The sequence below is a fragment of the Alteromonas lipotrueae genome (genome assembly GCF_019249255.1).
Classification (GTDB): Bacteria; Pseudomonadota; Gammaproteobacteria; order Enterobacterales; family Alteromonadaceae; genus Alteromonas; species Alteromonas lipotrueae.
On sequence record NZ_JAESDJ010000004.1, the window covers coordinates 187,953 to 203,509 of the forward strand.

The following is a 15,557-nucleotide window of genomic DNA, read 5'->3' on the forward strand; positions in this document are numbered from 1 at the left end:
GCTCCTTGTAACCAGTTGTGTACTATAACCTTATCGTTATAACCAAAACTACTAATAATTACGATAAGCTATTACAAAAGTGACAGATTAACCTAGAAAATAGTAGGTAATTTTGCGCTAAATAAGTAATACTGAAAATGGGCCATCTACTGAATAATTGTTTTCCTTTATCTTTACAGATGTTTTAATCGGTTCAACACCTTCTATTTTAAGGAAAATAACGGGTTTTATTCATATGAGCGAAAAAAAGCAACTTACCTCACCTATCGACTTTTCGTCGGTGCTAGCAGCTGCAGTGCACGATATGAAAAATTCGCTGTTTCTTCTTATTCAGTCAATTGAAAATCTGTCTAATGATTTAGCCCCTGAAAACAGTAAAGCACGAGAGCAAGTGGCTAATGTGCATTATGAAGCATCGCGGCTCAATACCAACCTAGTGCAAATTTTATCACTTTATCGTGCAGAATTAGAAAGTCTGCCGATAACAGTAGATGAATGTTTTGTCAGTGACTTAATAGACGATGTAGTTGGCTCTAATAATATTTACATTGATCAAAAAGAAATTGTGGTTAATGCAAATGTCGACCTTGATTTAAGTTGGTATTTAGATAGAGAGCTCATATACCTATTAATAAACGACGTGTTGGTGAATGCCCTTCGGTATGGCACCTCTCAAATTTGTATTTCAGCACAGGTTGAAGATGAATGCTTACATATTTGTGTGGAAGATGATGGCACTGGCTATCCGACGTCTATGCTTGAAAAGAGCCACGAAGACTTAGCCGATTTTCAGCTCAGTCAAGGCAGAACAGGATTAGGGCTTTTCTTTGCTAGACTCATTGCATCAGCTCACTCACAAGGCCAACTACAAGGTGAGATTTCTTTAAGTAATGGTGGTTCTCTTGGCGGAAGTGTATTTAAGGTAAAAATACCGTAACATTAACGCATAATAGTTTGGCAGTGAAAGCCAACATATAATTCGAATTAAGTAATAAACGGAAATACGCGCATGTACATGATAATAATAATTCTGATTGTTGTATTACTTATAGCGGCAATCTTTATAAATGCTATGCAACAACATCGCGCTAAGGCTGACTCGGAGCGTCGAGCAGATCTGGCTAAACAACGTGCTGTTATTGATGAAACAGAGAATGTTATTCTAGCGTGTTCGAACATGCCTATTTCAGGCCGCATGTTACAAATCTTGGATAATCGTGTGTTAGGCGCGCTTAAAACCGTCAACGAGCTTGGTGGTACGCCAGAAACAAAACAAAAACTTGCCAATGCAGAGCAAAAATCGGCTTCAATAAAGCCTGATTCGGTCAGCGCTAACGAATTCGTTTTACCCGATAATGACAAACTTATTATTCAGTACATTCAGGCTGTTAAAAAGCTCCGCATTATACTTCGTTCAGAACACAGTAAAGGCAAAGTTGAAAGCAAAGTGTTTTTTGACGAAGACAAACAGTTAGAACGCTTACAAATTAAGGTTAATGTTGAAACGCTTATTAAACGCGGCAGAGCTGCACAGCAGTCGAATATGTTAGGTTCAGCTCGTCAGTATTACGAAAAAGCAAAAACCGCGCTAGAAAATCAAAATCATCAAGATGAATACACACAGTCTCGTTTGGCCACATTGCATGAATGGTTGTCAGAAATTCAAAACAACCTTAAAAGCGTTAACGCACAAGATAGAGCGAAGAAACAAGAAGAAGAGCGTGATGAATTGGATGAGTTATTTGCGCCTAAGAAGAAATGGTAACGCGTTAGTTCACATGCACTTGATACGTTACCTATGGTAGTGGTTTAACACTTCGCTCCACAGCGCTTGGCCAGCCACAGACATATCTCGTTTGGCATTTTTCACCATGCCTACCCTTTTTACCAAGGGGTCGTCTTTCATTTTAAGCACGGTTAGCCCGATGCTTTCCATCGAGTCAATACACAGCGATGGCATAATAGCGATGCCTAACCCCTGCTTAATTAGCTGACCAAGAGTACCCAACTGCCCAGTTTCGGCAACAATCACTGCTTCACCCACGGTACTTATCTTTTGCTGAGTCCACATTCTTACTGCTGACCCTCTATTCATCATTACCATAGGGTATTCGATACACGCTTCCCAGCTAACCGTTTTCGCTTTTGCTAATTCGTGCTTGGGGTTTACCACCACCACAAAACAATCGTCGAAAAGCGGCGTAAAAATAAGCCCTTCATTTTGCTGTGGTTCGAAGGTGAAGCCCATCTCAGCCCTTCCCTCTGATACTTCGTAAATCACGTTTTCCATGACCACATCTAAAATGCGCAGGTTAATATTAGGCGCAATTTGATGATACTTTTTAAGCAAATGAGGCAGATGTGACTCAGCAAAGGATGGCATAGCCGCAATGGTTAACCGCCCCTTGGCCATGGCGAAAAGGTTCTGAATATCGCCAAAGGTATCGTCCCAGTCCCGTAATATTCTAATGGCGTTAGGTAACAAGGCTTCGCCTTCTTTGGTTAACGCCACATGCCTGGTGCTACGACTAAACAACTTCCCTCCCAGCTGCTCTTCCATTTTCTTTATGGCAGAAGAAAGTGCCGGCTGAGTGAGATGAAGCTTAATAGCGGCCTCAGCAAACGTGCTTGAACGTGCTACGTGAATAAAAGCCTGCAAGTTTCTGTATGAAATATTCATTAAAATAATAACCTCGCCCTTGATTTGAAATACTGGCAAGGAAGGCCAATAAATTCAGTTACCCATGCCACGACCAATTAATAACTAAAGTTTATTAATTGAGTGATTAATTCAATTTTACATAACTGAAAACATTGTTGATACTTTTAATTAACATAAATTCAAAGCGATTAATTTAAGGGGAAGTACCATGTCTGGATTTGACAAAGTCGTCGCCACCTATCAAGAAGCCATGGATGGGCTAGCAGATGGTATGACGGTTATTGCTGGTGGTTTTGGCTTATGCGGCATACCAGAAGGACTCATCGCACAAATTAAAACTTTGGGCATAAAAGAGCTCACTGTAGTTTCTAATAACTGTGGCGTAGATGGTTTCGGGCTAGGGATCTTGCTGGAAGACAAACAGATTAAGAGAATGGTGTCTTCTTATGTGGGTGAAAACGCATTGTTTGAAAAACAATTACTAAATGGCGAGCTTGAAGTTGAACTTACGCCGCAAGGCACACTCGCCGAGAAGATGCGTGCAGGTGGTGCCGGCATTCCTGCTTTTTATACGGCTACTGGCTATGGCACGCCTGTAGGCGAAGGTAAGGAAGTGAAAACGTTTAATGGCCGACCTTATATTTTAGAAGAAGCTATTACTGGCGAATTTTCCATTGTGAAAGCGTGGAAAGCCGACCGATATGGAAATTGTATATATCGTCATACTGCACAGAACTTCAATCCTATGGCAGCCAGCGCTGGCACAATTACCGTCGTTGAAGCAGAAGAGATTGTTGAACCAGGTGAATTAAACCCTAGTGAAATTCATACTCCCGGCATTTATGTTAATCGAGTCATAAAAGGGGAATTTGAAAAACGCATAGAGCGTAAGGTTGTTTCTAAAACTGTACATAACACCACAGCAAAGGAGTCACAATAATGGCATTATCACGAGATCAAATAGCAATGCGTGTGGCTCAAGAATTCAAAGATGGTGATTATGTCAATTTAGGAATAGGTATTCCTACCTTAGCCGCCAGTTTTGTGCCTGAGGGCATTAGCGTGATGCTTCAATCTGAAAATGGTTTATTAGGTATGGGCCCCTACCCTCATGAAGATGAGCTAGACGCAGATATGATTAACGCAGGAAAAGAAACCGTTACTGCGATAACAGGTGCTTCAATTTTTAATTCTGCGGAAAGCTTTGCCATGATCCGTGGCGGCCACGTTGATTTTACTGTACTCGGCGCGTTTGAAGTAGACGTAAGCGGAAACATTGCGTCGTGGATGATCCCTGGAAAGCTTGTTAAAGGTATGGGCGGCGCTATGGACTTAGTGGCAGGTGCTAAAAATATTATTGTGACCATGACTCATACCGATAAACATGGCAACCCAAAACTACTCCGTGAATGTACCCTGCCGCTAACCGGTGTAAATTGCATAACCCGAATTATTACCGATCTTGCGGTATTAGAAGTGGTTGATGGTGCCTTTTTACTTAAAGAACGTGCCCCTGGAGTAACGGTTGAAGATATACAAGCAAAAACCGGCGGCAAGTTAGTTGTATCGGAAAATGTGACCGAAATGCGGGTATAACCGCATTTTCGCCAAGGTAAACGCATAGCAAGCTTTCATAATATCGGCCTTTAAGGGATAATACGCGATGATATTATTCATGAGGCCGAATCTTGCTAGTTACTGACTTACCCGTTCATCACAAAATCATTACCAAACTCGAAAGTAGAAACTTTACCGAGCTCACTGAAATTCAGGAAAAAAGCATGCTTCCTGCTATTCAGGGTAAAGATATTATTGCCTCATCTAAAACGGGATCGGGTAAGACACTCGCATTTTTAATTCCAGCCATTAATCGTTTGATGTCGCAAAAGGCGTTAAGTCGACAAGACCCACGCGCCCTTATTCTTGCACCTACTCGCGAATTAGCTAAGCAAGTTTTCATAGAAGCCAAAACCATGTGTACGGGATTGAACCTATCTTGCACTTTGGTTGTGGGCGGTGAAAACTACAACGACCAGGTAAAAGCCTTACGCCGTAACCCACATATTATTGTGGGTACTGCTGGCCGGGTGGCCGACCATTTGAAAGATAAAAGCATATTTTTAAATGGCCTAGAACTGCTTATTTTTGATGAAGCCGATCGCATGCTTGATTTAGGCTTTTCAGAACAGCTAAACATGATTAATGAATTTGCGAACCACCGTAAACGCCAAACGATGCTATTTTCAGCTACGCTAGATAGCATTGAGCTTAATTACATGACTGCGCGTTTAACAAAAGCTGCGGTGCGTGTATCGGTAGGTGATTCAACGGCGCACCATGGCGATATTCAACAACAGTGTTTCTTTGCCGATAATATCGAGCATAAAGACACCCTGCTTCATCATGAAATTTCAAACCGTACCTATAATCAAGCTATTGTATTTACCGCAACTCGTGAAGATACCGACCGTTTAACCACCATGTTAAACAAAGATAAGCTTGAAGCCATCGCCCTACGAGGCGACTTACCACAAAATCAACGTGCTGCTATTATGAGTGAGTTCGCCCGAGGACAACACTCTGTATTGGTGACTACCGATGTGGCATCACGAGGTTTAGATTTGTCTAAAGTTGGTTTGGTTATTAATTTTGATTTGCCAAAAAATGCCGATGAATACATTCACCGCATTGGTAGGACGGGACGTGCTGGACAAAAAGGTGAAGCTGCTTCATTTGTTGGCCCTCGCGATTGGAAGAGCTTTATAGCGCTGAAGGCACATTTACAATATGACCTGGAGTGCGAGGCACACGAAGCACTACCTGCTAAATTTAAAGGGATTAAAGCCCCTACGCCTAAACAAGATACGCAGAAAAATAAAGCCAGTAAGCAAGATGGTGCAGAAGCAGCTGTTGCTAAGAAAGTACGCCGCGTAGACACCATGGCAGGTACAGAAATTGGTATGGCGCCAGTGAAACGCAAGCCAAGAAAAGTAGAGCTTGAACCTGAAGACGATACCGAATTTGAATCTGGCATTAACGTAGATAACAGTGTTGATGATTTAGATAATAGCGATAAGACTAACTAGGTATAGTGGAAACCGGAAAATTTTCGGGTTCCAGATTTATATTATTGCAAAGGAGCCTAAGGGCTCCTTTTTACTTTCTGATTGTAGATAACCCATCAATATTTATTAAATCGCTTGCGCAGCATTTGAGCAAAGTCACCTTATCCCCCTTGATAATTTTAATTCATGAGCAAAAACACCACTAAGATTTGTTGTTTTATTTTCTGGTGTTTACGGTTAATCTGACAATATGAATAAAATTATAAACCCCAGTTTTTGGGGGGAAACAGGCCGCATTGGGGTCTAGTAAATTGTTATGCGCCTTTGAAGGCTTTATGTACATTTTAGGAAGTGATAAAGAAGTCATCGATCTAGAACTGGGGATGCTTCAGGAAGTTTTACAATTCCTGGATTCAAAACTCATTAGCGTAGAATCCGAAATAGAGGCATCCAATGATCCCTTTTCAGATGGGATTTTGGACCGTTGAGAGTACTTTATCGGTTTAGGTCTTGTCAGTATTTTACAATATTTAAACGATACTCTGACGTTTCAAAACTTAATAAAAGCGAAGCGTTAGCTTTAGGTAAAAAACATGAATCTGGAGTTAGCTTCATATCTGCAATAAGTGCAGCCGCTAATTGGGGTTTTGCGCCCATCCTCTCGAAATCGGCACTAGTTTAACGGCTCGAACAAAACTGCTCTTAGTCTATCCCTGTATGTTCTCGGGTGTTTAAGTAATATAACCTGAACTCGGTTTAAGAAATTGAACTGCTCTATATCCAGAAAACCAATGTAGGTACCGATTATGAAGAGTTTATCGACGGCATGGCGGTGGTCTCTGTGCCAGTTGTCGACAGTCATGGACGGCTGTTCGCTTGCCTATTCTGCAATGTTCCCGTTATTCGTAAGAACCTCGATAAGTTGCTGCATTTTATCCCTGAATTACGTGCGGCGGCAGTTGATATTGGTAACCTGGCTGAATAAGTGGATTAGAACAGGTTACTGACGGTTTATTTTTAAACATTCATCATGATTTAGAAGCGTTGCTTTTTGAGTACTCTTTTGGACTTTGTCCGGTCATTTTCCGAAAGGCGGTCCGAAAAGCTGATTCTGACTGATACCCTAATTGCTGAGCCAATGTGGTGACGGTTGTCTCAGTGGTTTCCAATGCTAATCGGGCCAGATGCATACGCCATGCACAAACATAATCCATCGGAGACTCCCCCATGACGTCTGTAAAGCGTTTGGAAAAAACCGATCGAGACATTCCCGTTGCCTGCCCCAGCGTCTCAACACTCCATTTATAGCCCGGTTCTCGGTGAATACAGGTTAAGGCTTTGGCGATTCTGGGATCAGAAAAACCCTTTAACCAGCCTTCTCTATCACTGCCATAAGTCACCGCAAAGGTTCTAATGGCATGAATTAGAAATAATTGTGCGGTTTGTGCAACAAGTGAACCAAAACCCGATTGCTCAGGGTGCGCCTCTTTGAATAGAAAGCTCACCATAAGGTTTTGCAAGGTGGTACCTGCGTTTTCAGCATTAATCCTCATTAACTCAGGCAAGGTATCTATCAGAGGACCATAACATTGATCAAACCAATGAAAGGCAAACGAAAAAATGCGGACCATACTGCCGCCACCGCCCCAACTAATATGTTGAGGATAGGCCAAGTTAAATGGAATATGCTGGCCTTTATCAAACAGCTCATTCGCGGTGATCCAACTTTGCGGAAACTCTTCTGAAGACGAGATATAGTAAGGCTTACCACGCATGCCTTTCGGTAAAATAAAGGTATCCCCCGCTCGAAAACATTGCGTTATCCGGTTTTGATCACTCAACCACAGTTCACCTTCCACCACAGTACAGCTGATGGGAACTTCATACTCTATTTTGATGGCCCATGGCGAGGTAAATTCAAAAAATACCACAGCAGAATCGGCAACCAACAAAGAGGACAAAACGTCATCAAGAAAATCTCGCTCTGAGTTGGTTTCAATTGGTATATAAGGCGCACGTGTTGGAAGTTTCATGGGCAAATTATGTCAGGTTTAAAAAAAAAGTCATCGCTAATCTAGTTAAATTAGTCGTTATTTTCTAATTGAGACACAAAAATCAGGACGATTTAGACCATATGAGAGATTTATTCGGCGGTATAGTCTCTAATCAATCCCTATAGTAACTCTCGTAATCTAATAATAATAAATGATGAGAAGATGCTAATGATTAATGACGCGTTTCCGCTTCCAAAATTTGTCACCTTTGAAAACGCCACCATAGCGAAAGAATTTTTAGGTGTTTCTACCGAGAATTCACTCAAGGTTCAAGGTATTGCTAGGCCAGAAGACGAACAACAAGTCCAACAACTTGTTCAGTGGGCCAATGAACACGAAGTGACGCTTGTCCCTTTGAGTTCACCATCAGGAAATCGTCGACACGGACTCGCCGGCTTAAAAGATGCGCCTTTTGTCGTGCTTGATATGTCGAGAATGTCTCGGGTAATTCATGCTGATAGCGAAGATGCCATTGCCATTATCGAACCTGGGGTTACCTTTCCTGAGTTCGATGCTCAGATACAAAAACATAACCTACGATCGATCAAACCTTTCCTCCCCAGAGCAAGTAAGTCAGTACTAGCCTGTTACCTAGAACGTGAACCGACAACCTTACCCAATGAGCACTGGGATTCAACCGATCCATTAGCAAGCCTAAGCCTCACTATGGGCAGTGGAGAAAGTTTTCGAACCGGTGGTGCCGCACTGTACGAAGACCTTGATGAAGCTTTAAAAAATGGTGCTCGTCAAATGATGGCTTCCGGTCCAATCGGCACAGATTACACCCGTGTTATGTTAGGTTCTCAAGGCACATTAGGCGTTACTTCTTGGGCCTCCATTTATTGTCAGCGAATCCCCAGCATTGAACAGGGGTTCCTTTACGGTGCCGAAGACGTCACCACGCTTATCTCCATTGTACGTCATCTGGCGCTGCATCAGCTTGGCGCTCAGTATTTTATGCTTAGCCAAGTTCAGCTCGTCGCAGCATTAGCCAAGGGCAGCGCCCATTTTGCGGAGTTACACCAACTCTTTGGCAAAGATGCGATGCCCGCTTGGTACCTCTATGTCAACATTGCTTCACGTGACGTGTTACCCGAAGAAAGCATGCAGTGGCAGTTAGCAGACCTCTCTTCCTTAGTCGATACCTTGCCGGTAACCACCATATCGCAACAGTATCCCAACTACCTTGCTGAGCTGGAAGCTCGCCTAAGTACACCCTCTAAAGAATTTTATAAAGACGTGCCTTTTGGCACCCATACCGAGGTGTTCTGCATTACCCAAATGAGCAAGGTCGCCAACCTTGTATACCTTGCTCAAAACCTACTGGCGGACCTATCGGATGTCCAAGTGGGCTTCTATTTACAGCCGATGATTCAAGGCACGAATTGTCACCTCGACATTTCCCTATTCCATACAGATGAGCAAACAACACAACTGGCTGACATCGAAATGCAATTGGTAAAAGTATTAGCAGATAACGGAGGTTTCTTCAGCCGACCTTATGGCAATTGGTCCGAGGATGCGTTTGCTCGCAATGAAACCATTGTGCCTCACCTTCGCAGGGTAAAAGACATTTTTGACCCTGCTGGAATTTTAAGCCCTGGGAAACTGTGTTACTGAGTTTTTCGAGACCTATCTAATAACAATAACCTGGTAGAAAAATTATGTCCTTAGAAGATCGAATTCATAATATTGAGCAGTGTAACCGCTGCTCTCAGTGCAAATTTGTGCACATGCCTAAAAGTCAGGAATTTTCGAGTATTTGTCCCAGCAAATATCAGAGCCGCTTTCATGCCTCCTCGGCGGGAGGGCAAGTTATTTCAGCCTATGGCTATCACCACAAACTGATTGAAGCATCACCAAAGATGATCGACAGCGTTTTTGCATGCAGCATGTGTGGTGCCTGTGAAACCATGTGTAAAAGCCATATGGGTGACAATGTTGAACCCTTTGATACCATTTTAGAATTCCGTGCGCAGTTGGCTGAAGATGGCAAGGTTCCCGAAACCTTGAGCAACATGGTCAAACACCTAGAACAAGAAGGCGCACCTCATGGCAAACGTGATGAGCGTAGTCGCTGGGCGGAAGGGTTAGACATCAAAGATGCCCGTAAAGAAACCGTCGACGTACTCCTGCATATCGGCAGTGGCCAAGCTTATAGCGAAAAACAATGGGATAACCTTCGTTTTATCGTCAAATTGTTAAAAAGCGCAAAAGTCGACTTTGGTATTGCATATGATTCAGAAAGTGACAGTGGGGGTTTAGCGTACGAAATTGGCTACCGCTCTGTTGCCGACAAACTGGCTCAAGAATGGGCGGATTTAGTTCAAAAAAGTCAGGCAAAAACCCTGCTTGCCATCAGTGCTGAAGCCTATTCCGCATTTAAGAATGTCTACCCTCGTTTAAACAAAACACTCTCCTCAGTACGGGTTCTGCATACTACCGAGTATTTCGAAGAATTGCTTCAACAGGGGAAGTTATCACTGGGCATGAAAAACACCGGCAAGGTTGCCTACCATGATTCTTGTCGTCTTGGACGACGCAGTGAAGAGTACACACCTTGGAACGGCGAATACATTCGAGTTCTGAACACCATGGCGGTGACCGACACGCCTCGTAAAGTCAATTACGGTAACGATGGTAACTATGACGCGCCTCGCCAGTTGCTATCAAGAGTCGACGGATTAGACATGGTCGAGCTAGAACGCACTCGACAATATTCTTTTTGCTGCGGTGGCTGCACAGGTGTCAAAGAAACCTACCCAGAGATGGCCGACGGCGCAGCTCAAGAACTTTTACGCGAAGCTGAATCCGTGGGGGCTGAGGTATTAGTCAGTGGTTCTTCGTGCTGTCAAGCAAACATGGCGGCAGCGGCAAAACGCAGCAACTCCTCCGTCAAGGTCGCCTATCTTTTTGACTTGCTAGCTGACTCAATTCAGGAGGGCGCGTAATGAGTAATTTACCTCCACACATATTAAAAGCCTTTGAAGCCGTCGTTGGTGCAGACAATGTGTCTGACGAAGATTTTGTTGTTAACTGTCACGACTGGATGGGCTTAGGCGCAGACCCTTCTACCCGTACTTTATTAGGTAAAGCACCGGCCGCAGTGGTGATGCCGGGATCAACTGAAGAAGTGGCGGGGGTCGTCAAGGTATGTAATCAATATAAATTGAAGTTTAAAGCGCACAGTACAGGATACGGTAACTATTCTGGTGTCGGCACTAAGGGCTCCATTTCCATCGATTTATGCCGTATGAAAGGCCTAGAAATTGACCCAGAAAGTCGTATGGCGATCATCCAACCCTATACCACGGCAGGTGAATTGGTCTCTGAAGCCCATAAGCATCAATTAATGTGCCACATCATTGGTGCTGGCCCAATCCATTCCCCGCTCGCCTCTGCCACCTCATTTGTAGGGGTTGGGGTCGCAGGTAATCATACCAGTATCAACTCACGCAACATGTTGTCCTTAGAATGGGTCACACCAGAAGGTGAAATCGTACGTATTGGTAGTAGCGGTTCGGACGCAGGCTGGTTTACCGGAGAAGGCCCTGGGCCTGGATTCCGCGGCATGATACGTGGTCTTTATGGGGCCGCAGGTGGCTTAGGTGTGTTTACCAAAATAGGCATCAAACTTTATCCTTGGGCAGGTCCTAAAACCCTTGAATGGAGTGGTCCACATCCATACAGAGGCACACCACCGCCAGAAAATTTCGCCACCTACCAGCTGGATTGGGATAACTGGGAAGACGCAACGAAAGCCACCCAGATGATGAAAAACAGCAAGGCGGTAGCCTTCATCAATCGCATGCCACCCGCTGCCGTAGGACACTGTCTCACGGCGACCAATCGTGAGTATTATGATTTACAACGCACCGGCAAATTACCGGACATTGCCACGAAAGCCAATGCGATCGGCTGGTCTGTCACCACCATGGCATGGACTAAGGCGCAGTTTGACTGGAACGAAGCGGTACTGAATAAAATCCTCGCCGAAACCAATGGCCGTAAAATGGACATTTCCGAGCGCGAGCGAGATATCCTCACGGCAGCCGTACTGACCTCTCATTACGTCGCCCGTTTCAACCGTATGGGTGACTGCGCGGGAGTCAGTATGGGCGTTCTCGATTCCATCAATCTAATTCCAGAAGTTGTCAAACGAACCAACGACGATATTGGTGATAAAGAAACCAAAGCCGGTGGCAAGATGATGGAAGTCGACACCGAACAAAACTGGATGTGGTTATCAGAAGGCCGACACTTCTGGACAGAAAATAACCCTGCCAGTACCCGTAGTTTTGTGAAAAACATTGTCGCTTGTGTGGACTTTATCCTCAGTAGCTTTATTAGCAATGAGAAAAAACCACTGGGTGCCGCGCTCTTTGTTCATGGTGAAGCGAGTGATTTATTTGGCCCCAAACTTGGCCACCCCAATAAATGGATGCGCAAGGTAAAAAATACTTGGGATCCAAACAATCTCTCAGATTCAAAGCACTTTATTCAACCCGAAGCGGCAAAAGAGTCAAAAGCTTGGCCAATTGCTAAAAAGATATTTTTCCACCCTTGGGGCAAGCCTATCTTTCGGAAGATCCTGACCAAAGAGTTTGGTAAAGACGCTCCCAAGTAAAAAGCTACTGCGTTGCTGATCTCAAAATATAACCAATAAAAAGAAATTTAGAGGTGATTACAATGATAAAAAATTTAAGCGACGTCATCACCCTGTCGGCAGAAAAATTCGGTGATAAAACAGCCTTAATCTACAACCAGCAGTCTTTCACTTACCGTGAAATAAATCGTCTGGCCAACCGATTAGCCAGTGCACTTAAGAAAAAAAGCATTGGCCCTGGCGATAAAGTCACCCTTTACGGTGAAAACTCATGGCAATGGCTGGTCAGCTATTATGGCATTTTGAAAACCGGGGCTGTGGTCAACCCTGTTAACGTCATGTTAACCCCTAATGAAGTCGAATTTGTCGTCCAAGATTGTGATGCAAAAGTCATCATTGCCTCTCAATCTAAAGGCACGCCTCTTGTAGGAATTCAGCAAAAAACGGGGGTTGAATCCCTTATTTTGTATGGTGAGGATATCCCTGAAGGCGCGGAATCTTATGATCACTTTTTAGAACAAGGTCGTGATGACTTTACCAGCTTTGAAGTTAACACCAATAGCCTTTCGACAATTTGCTATACCTCCGGCACTACTGGCAATCCGAAAGGCGCCATGTTGTCCCATCGTTCGGTGATCAGCAACTTCTTGATGACGGCACAAATGCACGGTCGCTCAGAGAAAGACACGGTTGTTTCAGCCTTACCCTGTCCGCATGTTTACGGCAACATTGTCTTCAACAGTACCTTTTACAAAGGTGGCACCTTAGTTATGCATAGTCTGTTTAATGTGGAGGAGGTATTTACATCAATCAACCAATATCAAGCCACCATGTTTGAAGGAGTACCGACCATGTACCTATATATGCTGGATCACCCCAGCTTATCCAGTGTGGATTTTTCTCATATGCGGATCTGTACGGTAGGCGGACAAACCATGCCAACCAGCAAGATGGAAGCCGTTGAGGAAACCATCGCCTGCCCACTCATCGAACTTTGGGGAATGACTGAAATCGGTGGGCTTGGCACGACCTTCGCTCACGATGGTGAATACAAACATGGCTCTATCGGCGTGGCATTACCCTATACCGGAGCAAAAATTGTCGATGTCGACAACGCAGAAGTGGAGGTGGCACGTGGAGACGTCGGCGAACTGATGATCTCCGGTCCTTTGGTTATGCAAGGCTATTATGGCAATCCTCAAGCGACCCAAGAAGCCATCACTGCCGATGGCTGGCTGCATACCGGTGATCTAGCCAAAATGGACAAGGACAACTGCATTTTTGTCGTCGATAGAAAGAAAGACTTAATTATTACCGCAGGGTTCAACATCTACCCCGCCGAATTAGAACGGGTGATCGCCAATCACCCAGATGTCGCCATGGTGGCAGTGGGGCCTATTGCAGATGAAGCCAAAGGTGAACTCGCAAAAGCCTATATTGTTGCGAAACAAAATACCCCCCCCGACATCGACCAGATTATCGCTTATTGTCGTGAACATTTGGCCGCCTATAAGGTGCCTCGTGACATTCAATTTGTCGATGATTTACCCAAAACCTCCAGCGGTAAAGTGATGCGCCGCAAACTCCATACCTTAGATAAATAACAATAAAAACTGTCATTCAGTTAGGAGCGATACTCATGTTCGATGCACATAATCACTATCAAATGGTCATTAATGGCGAGCTCATTGCCACAGAAAAAAGCTTACCAGTGTATAACCCAGCAACCAAAGCAATCATTGCACAGGTGCCAGACTGTCCAAAAGAGTGCCTTGATACGGCGGTATACAGCGCTAAAATCGCCTTCAAAACTTGGTCAAAAACCAGTTTTGATCAGCGTAAGGCTGTACTTACTAAGCTTGCCGACGCATTGGAAGAAAATGCCGAAGACTTCATGGCTCTATTAACTCGTGAACAAGGTAAACCTCGCTCCGGTACAGAATGGGAAGTATTTGGCTCGGTTGCTTGGTTACGTGCCATTGCCGAACAAAAACTGGAAGACGAAGTCGTTGATGAAAATGACGAACGCTCTGTTATCACTCGCTACACGCCACTGGGTGTGGTCGGCGCAATCGTGCCTTGGAACTTCCCTATTTTGCTATCGGTATGGAAAATCGCGCCCGCATTAATGGCTGGCTGCACGGTAGTCGTCAAACCCTCGCCCTATACGCCATTGTGTAATCTTAAATTTGCCGAAATGGCAAAAGACATTGTGCCACCAGGTGTGCTCAATTGTGTCAGTGGTGGCAATGAACAAGGTCAATGGCTAACAGAGCACCAAGACATCGCTAAGATTGCTTTTACCGGCTCAACGGCTACAGGTCGTAAGGTAATGGGTGCCTGCTCTGAAACCGTGAAACGGGTCACATTAGAACTGGGTGGCAATGATCCGGCCATCGTTCTGCCAGATGTCGATCCGAAAGAAGTTGCTCCAAAACTTTTCTGGGCTGCTTTTCAAAATAATGCACAATTTTGTAACGCCACCAAACGACTCTACATTCATGATGCTGTCTACGACCAAGTACGAGACGCCTTGGTGGATTATATTAACCATGAAGTCATTGTTGGCGATGGTGCCAAGGCCGATACCACACTCGGTCCGATTCAAAACAGCATGCAGTTTGAAAAGGTTAAAATGTACTTTCAAGACTGCATAGATCAAGGCCAAAAATTTGCAGTAGGCGGAGACATTGACGATAACGCCGACGGCTGGTTTGTGCCTGTGACACTGGTTGATAATCCATCAGACGATTCTCGTATTGTCACCGAAGAGCCGTTCGGTCCTATTCTGCCATTACTTCGCTGGTCCAATGAAGAAGACGTTATTGCCCGTGCTAATGACACGATTTATGGCCTAGGTGCCAGTATTTGGGGTAATGACGCCGCCGCAACCCAACGCATCGCGGAGCAAATCGAAGCCGGAACCGTATGGATTAATGAAGTGCATCAATACTCTCCGGTACAAGCTTTCGGGGGCCATAAACAATCCGGTCTTGGCTGTGAAAACTCGCTGCATGGCTTGATGGAATACACTAACTGGCAAACCATTACTCGTAATAAACAGGCTTAATACACGGTTTTTAAGAGGATCAAATAACTTATGAAGAGCACTGTTTGATCCTGTTCACCCAGCTTATGGTCGTTAAAGGTTTACAACACATACTTAGTAT

Annotated in this window: 13 protein-coding genes; 11 read left to right on the top strand and 2 right to left on the bottom strand. The window is 44.3% G+C overall.

The genetic code is table 11. From position 1 onward, the window contains the following. Positions 1-235 precede the first annotated feature (235 nt). Positions 236-937, top strand: a complete 702-nt coding sequence (locus KYS23_RS07770; RefSeq protein WP_159530237.1) for a sensor histidine kinase — start codon at positions 236-238, stop codon at positions 935-937. A gap of 72 nt (positions 938-1,009) precedes the next feature. Continuing rightward, positions 1,010-1,765 carry a hypothetical protein gene (locus KYS23_RS07775; protein ID WP_218418337.1) on the top strand — a complete coding sequence of 252 codons (756 nt, stop codon included), beginning with the start codon at positions 1,010-1,012 and terminating at the stop codon, positions 1,763-1,765. A 27-nt stretch (positions 1,766-1,792) separates the two neighbouring features. Here the strand turns inward: KYS23_RS07775 and KYS23_RS07780 are convergent, their stop codons facing one another. After that, positions 1,793-2,680, bottom strand: a complete 888-nt coding sequence (locus tag KYS23_RS07780) for a LysR family transcriptional regulator (RefSeq protein WP_218418338.1) — start codon at positions 2,678-2,680, stop codon at positions 1,793-1,795. 190 nt (positions 2,681-2,870) lie between these two features. Here KYS23_RS07780 and KYS23_RS07785 point away from each other — a divergent pair, with 190 nt between their 5' ends. The 4 genes from KYS23_RS07785 to KYS23_RS07800 all read left to right on the top strand — a co-directional run bounded on the left by KYS23_RS07785 (position 2,871) and on the right by KYS23_RS07800 (position 6,712). Next, the gene (locus tag KYS23_RS07785; protein ID WP_159530231.1) at positions 2,871-3,602 is read left to right on the top strand and encodes a CoA transferase subunit A; all 732 of its coding nucleotides are present in this window, start codon (positions 2,871-2,873) and stop codon (positions 3,600-3,602) included. Next, complete coding sequence (locus KYS23_RS07790) at positions 3,602-4,258, top strand: CoA transferase subunit B (protein ID WP_159530229.1); 657 nt, start codon at positions 3,602-3,604, stop codon at positions 4,256-4,258. Before KYS23_RS07785 ends, KYS23_RS07790 begins: the two co-directional genes overlap by 1 nt. 92 nt (positions 4,259-4,350) lie before the next feature. Continuing rightward, positions 4,351-5,748, top strand: coding sequence for a DEAD/DEAH box helicase (locus tag KYS23_RS07795; protein WP_218396519.1), 1,398 nt, complete (start codon positions 4,351-4,353; stop codon positions 5,746-5,748). Between the two features lie 805 nt (positions 5,749-6,553). Then, a complete protein-coding gene (locus KYS23_RS07800) occupies positions 6,554-6,712 on the top strand; it encodes a hypothetical protein (protein WP_246604327.1) in 159 nt (52 codons plus the stop codon). Positions 6,713-6,755: 43 nt separating this feature from the next. On the opposite strand, the gene KYS23_RS07805 is transcribed toward KYS23_RS07800, so the two are convergent. Then, complete coding sequence (locus KYS23_RS07805) at positions 6,756-7,760, bottom strand: AraC family transcriptional regulator (RefSeq protein ID WP_159530225.1); 1,005 nt, start codon at positions 7,758-7,760, stop codon at positions 6,756-6,758. A 189-nt stretch (positions 7,761-7,949) separates the two neighbouring features. Here KYS23_RS07805 and KYS23_RS07810 point away from each other — a divergent pair, with 189 nt between their 5' ends. The 5 genes from KYS23_RS07810 (at position 7,950) to KYS23_RS07830 (ending at position 15,457) form a co-directional block, all read left to right on the top strand. Then, positions 7,950-9,401, top strand: a complete 1,452-nt coding sequence (locus tag KYS23_RS07810) for an FAD-binding oxidoreductase (RefSeq protein ID WP_159530224.1) — start codon at positions 7,950-7,952, stop codon at positions 9,399-9,401. A gap of 44 nt (positions 9,402-9,445) precedes the next feature. Then, positions 9,446-10,732 (top strand): (Fe-S)-binding protein, encoded by a 1,287-nt coding sequence (locus tag KYS23_RS07815; RefSeq protein ID WP_013796881.1) that lies wholly within the window; start codon positions 9,446-9,448, stop codon positions 10,730-10,732. Then, positions 10,732-12,408, top strand: coding sequence for an FAD-binding oxidoreductase (locus tag KYS23_RS07820; RefSeq protein ID WP_159530223.1), 1,677 nt, complete (start codon positions 10,732-10,734; stop codon positions 12,406-12,408). The genes KYS23_RS07815 and KYS23_RS07820 overlap by 1 nt, the downstream gene beginning before the upstream one ends. Positions 12,409-12,470: 62 nt before the next feature. Next, positions 12,471-13,991, top strand: a complete 1,521-nt coding sequence (locus KYS23_RS07825) for a class I adenylate-forming enzyme family protein (protein WP_218418339.1) — start codon at positions 12,471-12,473, stop codon at positions 13,989-13,991. Between the two features lie 35 nt (positions 13,992-14,026). Next, on the top strand, positions 14,027-15,457 hold the full coding sequence (locus tag KYS23_RS07830) for an aldehyde dehydrogenase family protein (protein ID WP_218418340.1): 1,431 nt from the start codon (positions 14,027-14,029) through the stop codon (positions 15,455-15,457). Positions 15,458-15,557: the final 100 nt, after the last annotated feature.

Bases quoted from the DNA above. Each gene is read 5' to 3' on its own strand.
- KYS23_RS07770 (WP_159530237.1), top strand. From the start codon at position 236: ATGAGCGAAAAAAAGCAACTTACCTCACCTATCGACTTTTCGTCGGTG.
- KYS23_RS07775 (WP_218418337.1), top strand. From the start codon at position 1,010: ATGTACATGATAATAATAATTCTGATTGTTGTATTACTTATAGCGGCA.
- KYS23_RS07780 (WP_218418338.1), bottom strand. From the start codon at position 2,680: ATGAATATTTCATACAGAAACTTGCAGGCTTTTATTCACGTAGCACGT.
- KYS23_RS07785 (WP_159530231.1), top strand. From the start codon at position 2,871: ATGTCTGGATTTGACAAAGTCGTCGCCACCTATCAAGAAGCCATGGAT.
- KYS23_RS07790 (WP_159530229.1), top strand. From the start codon at position 3,602: ATGGCATTATCACGAGATCAAATAGCAATGCGTGTGGCTCAAGAATTC.
- KYS23_RS07800 (WP_246604327.1), top strand. From the start codon at position 6,554: ATGGCGGTGGTCTCTGTGCCAGTTGTCGACAGTCATGGACGGCTGTTC.
- KYS23_RS07805 (WP_159530225.1), bottom strand. From the start codon at position 7,760: ATGAAACTTCCAACACGTGCGCCTTATATACCAATTGAAACCAACTCA.
- KYS23_RS07810 (WP_159530224.1), top strand. From the start codon at position 7,950: ATGATTAATGACGCGTTTCCGCTTCCAAAATTTGTCACCTTTGAAAAC.
- KYS23_RS07815 (WP_013796881.1), top strand. From the start codon at position 9,446: ATGTCCTTAGAAGATCGAATTCATAATATTGAGCAGTGTAACCGCTGC.
- KYS23_RS07820 (WP_159530223.1), top strand. From the start codon at position 10,732: ATGAGTAATTTACCTCCACACATATTAAAAGCCTTTGAAGCCGTCGTT.
- KYS23_RS07825 (WP_218418339.1), top strand. From the start codon at position 12,471: ATGATAAAAAATTTAAGCGACGTCATCACCCTGTCGGCAGAAAAATTC.
- KYS23_RS07830 (WP_218418340.1), top strand. From the start codon at position 14,027: ATGTTCGATGCACATAATCACTATCAAATGGTCATTAATGGCGAGCTC.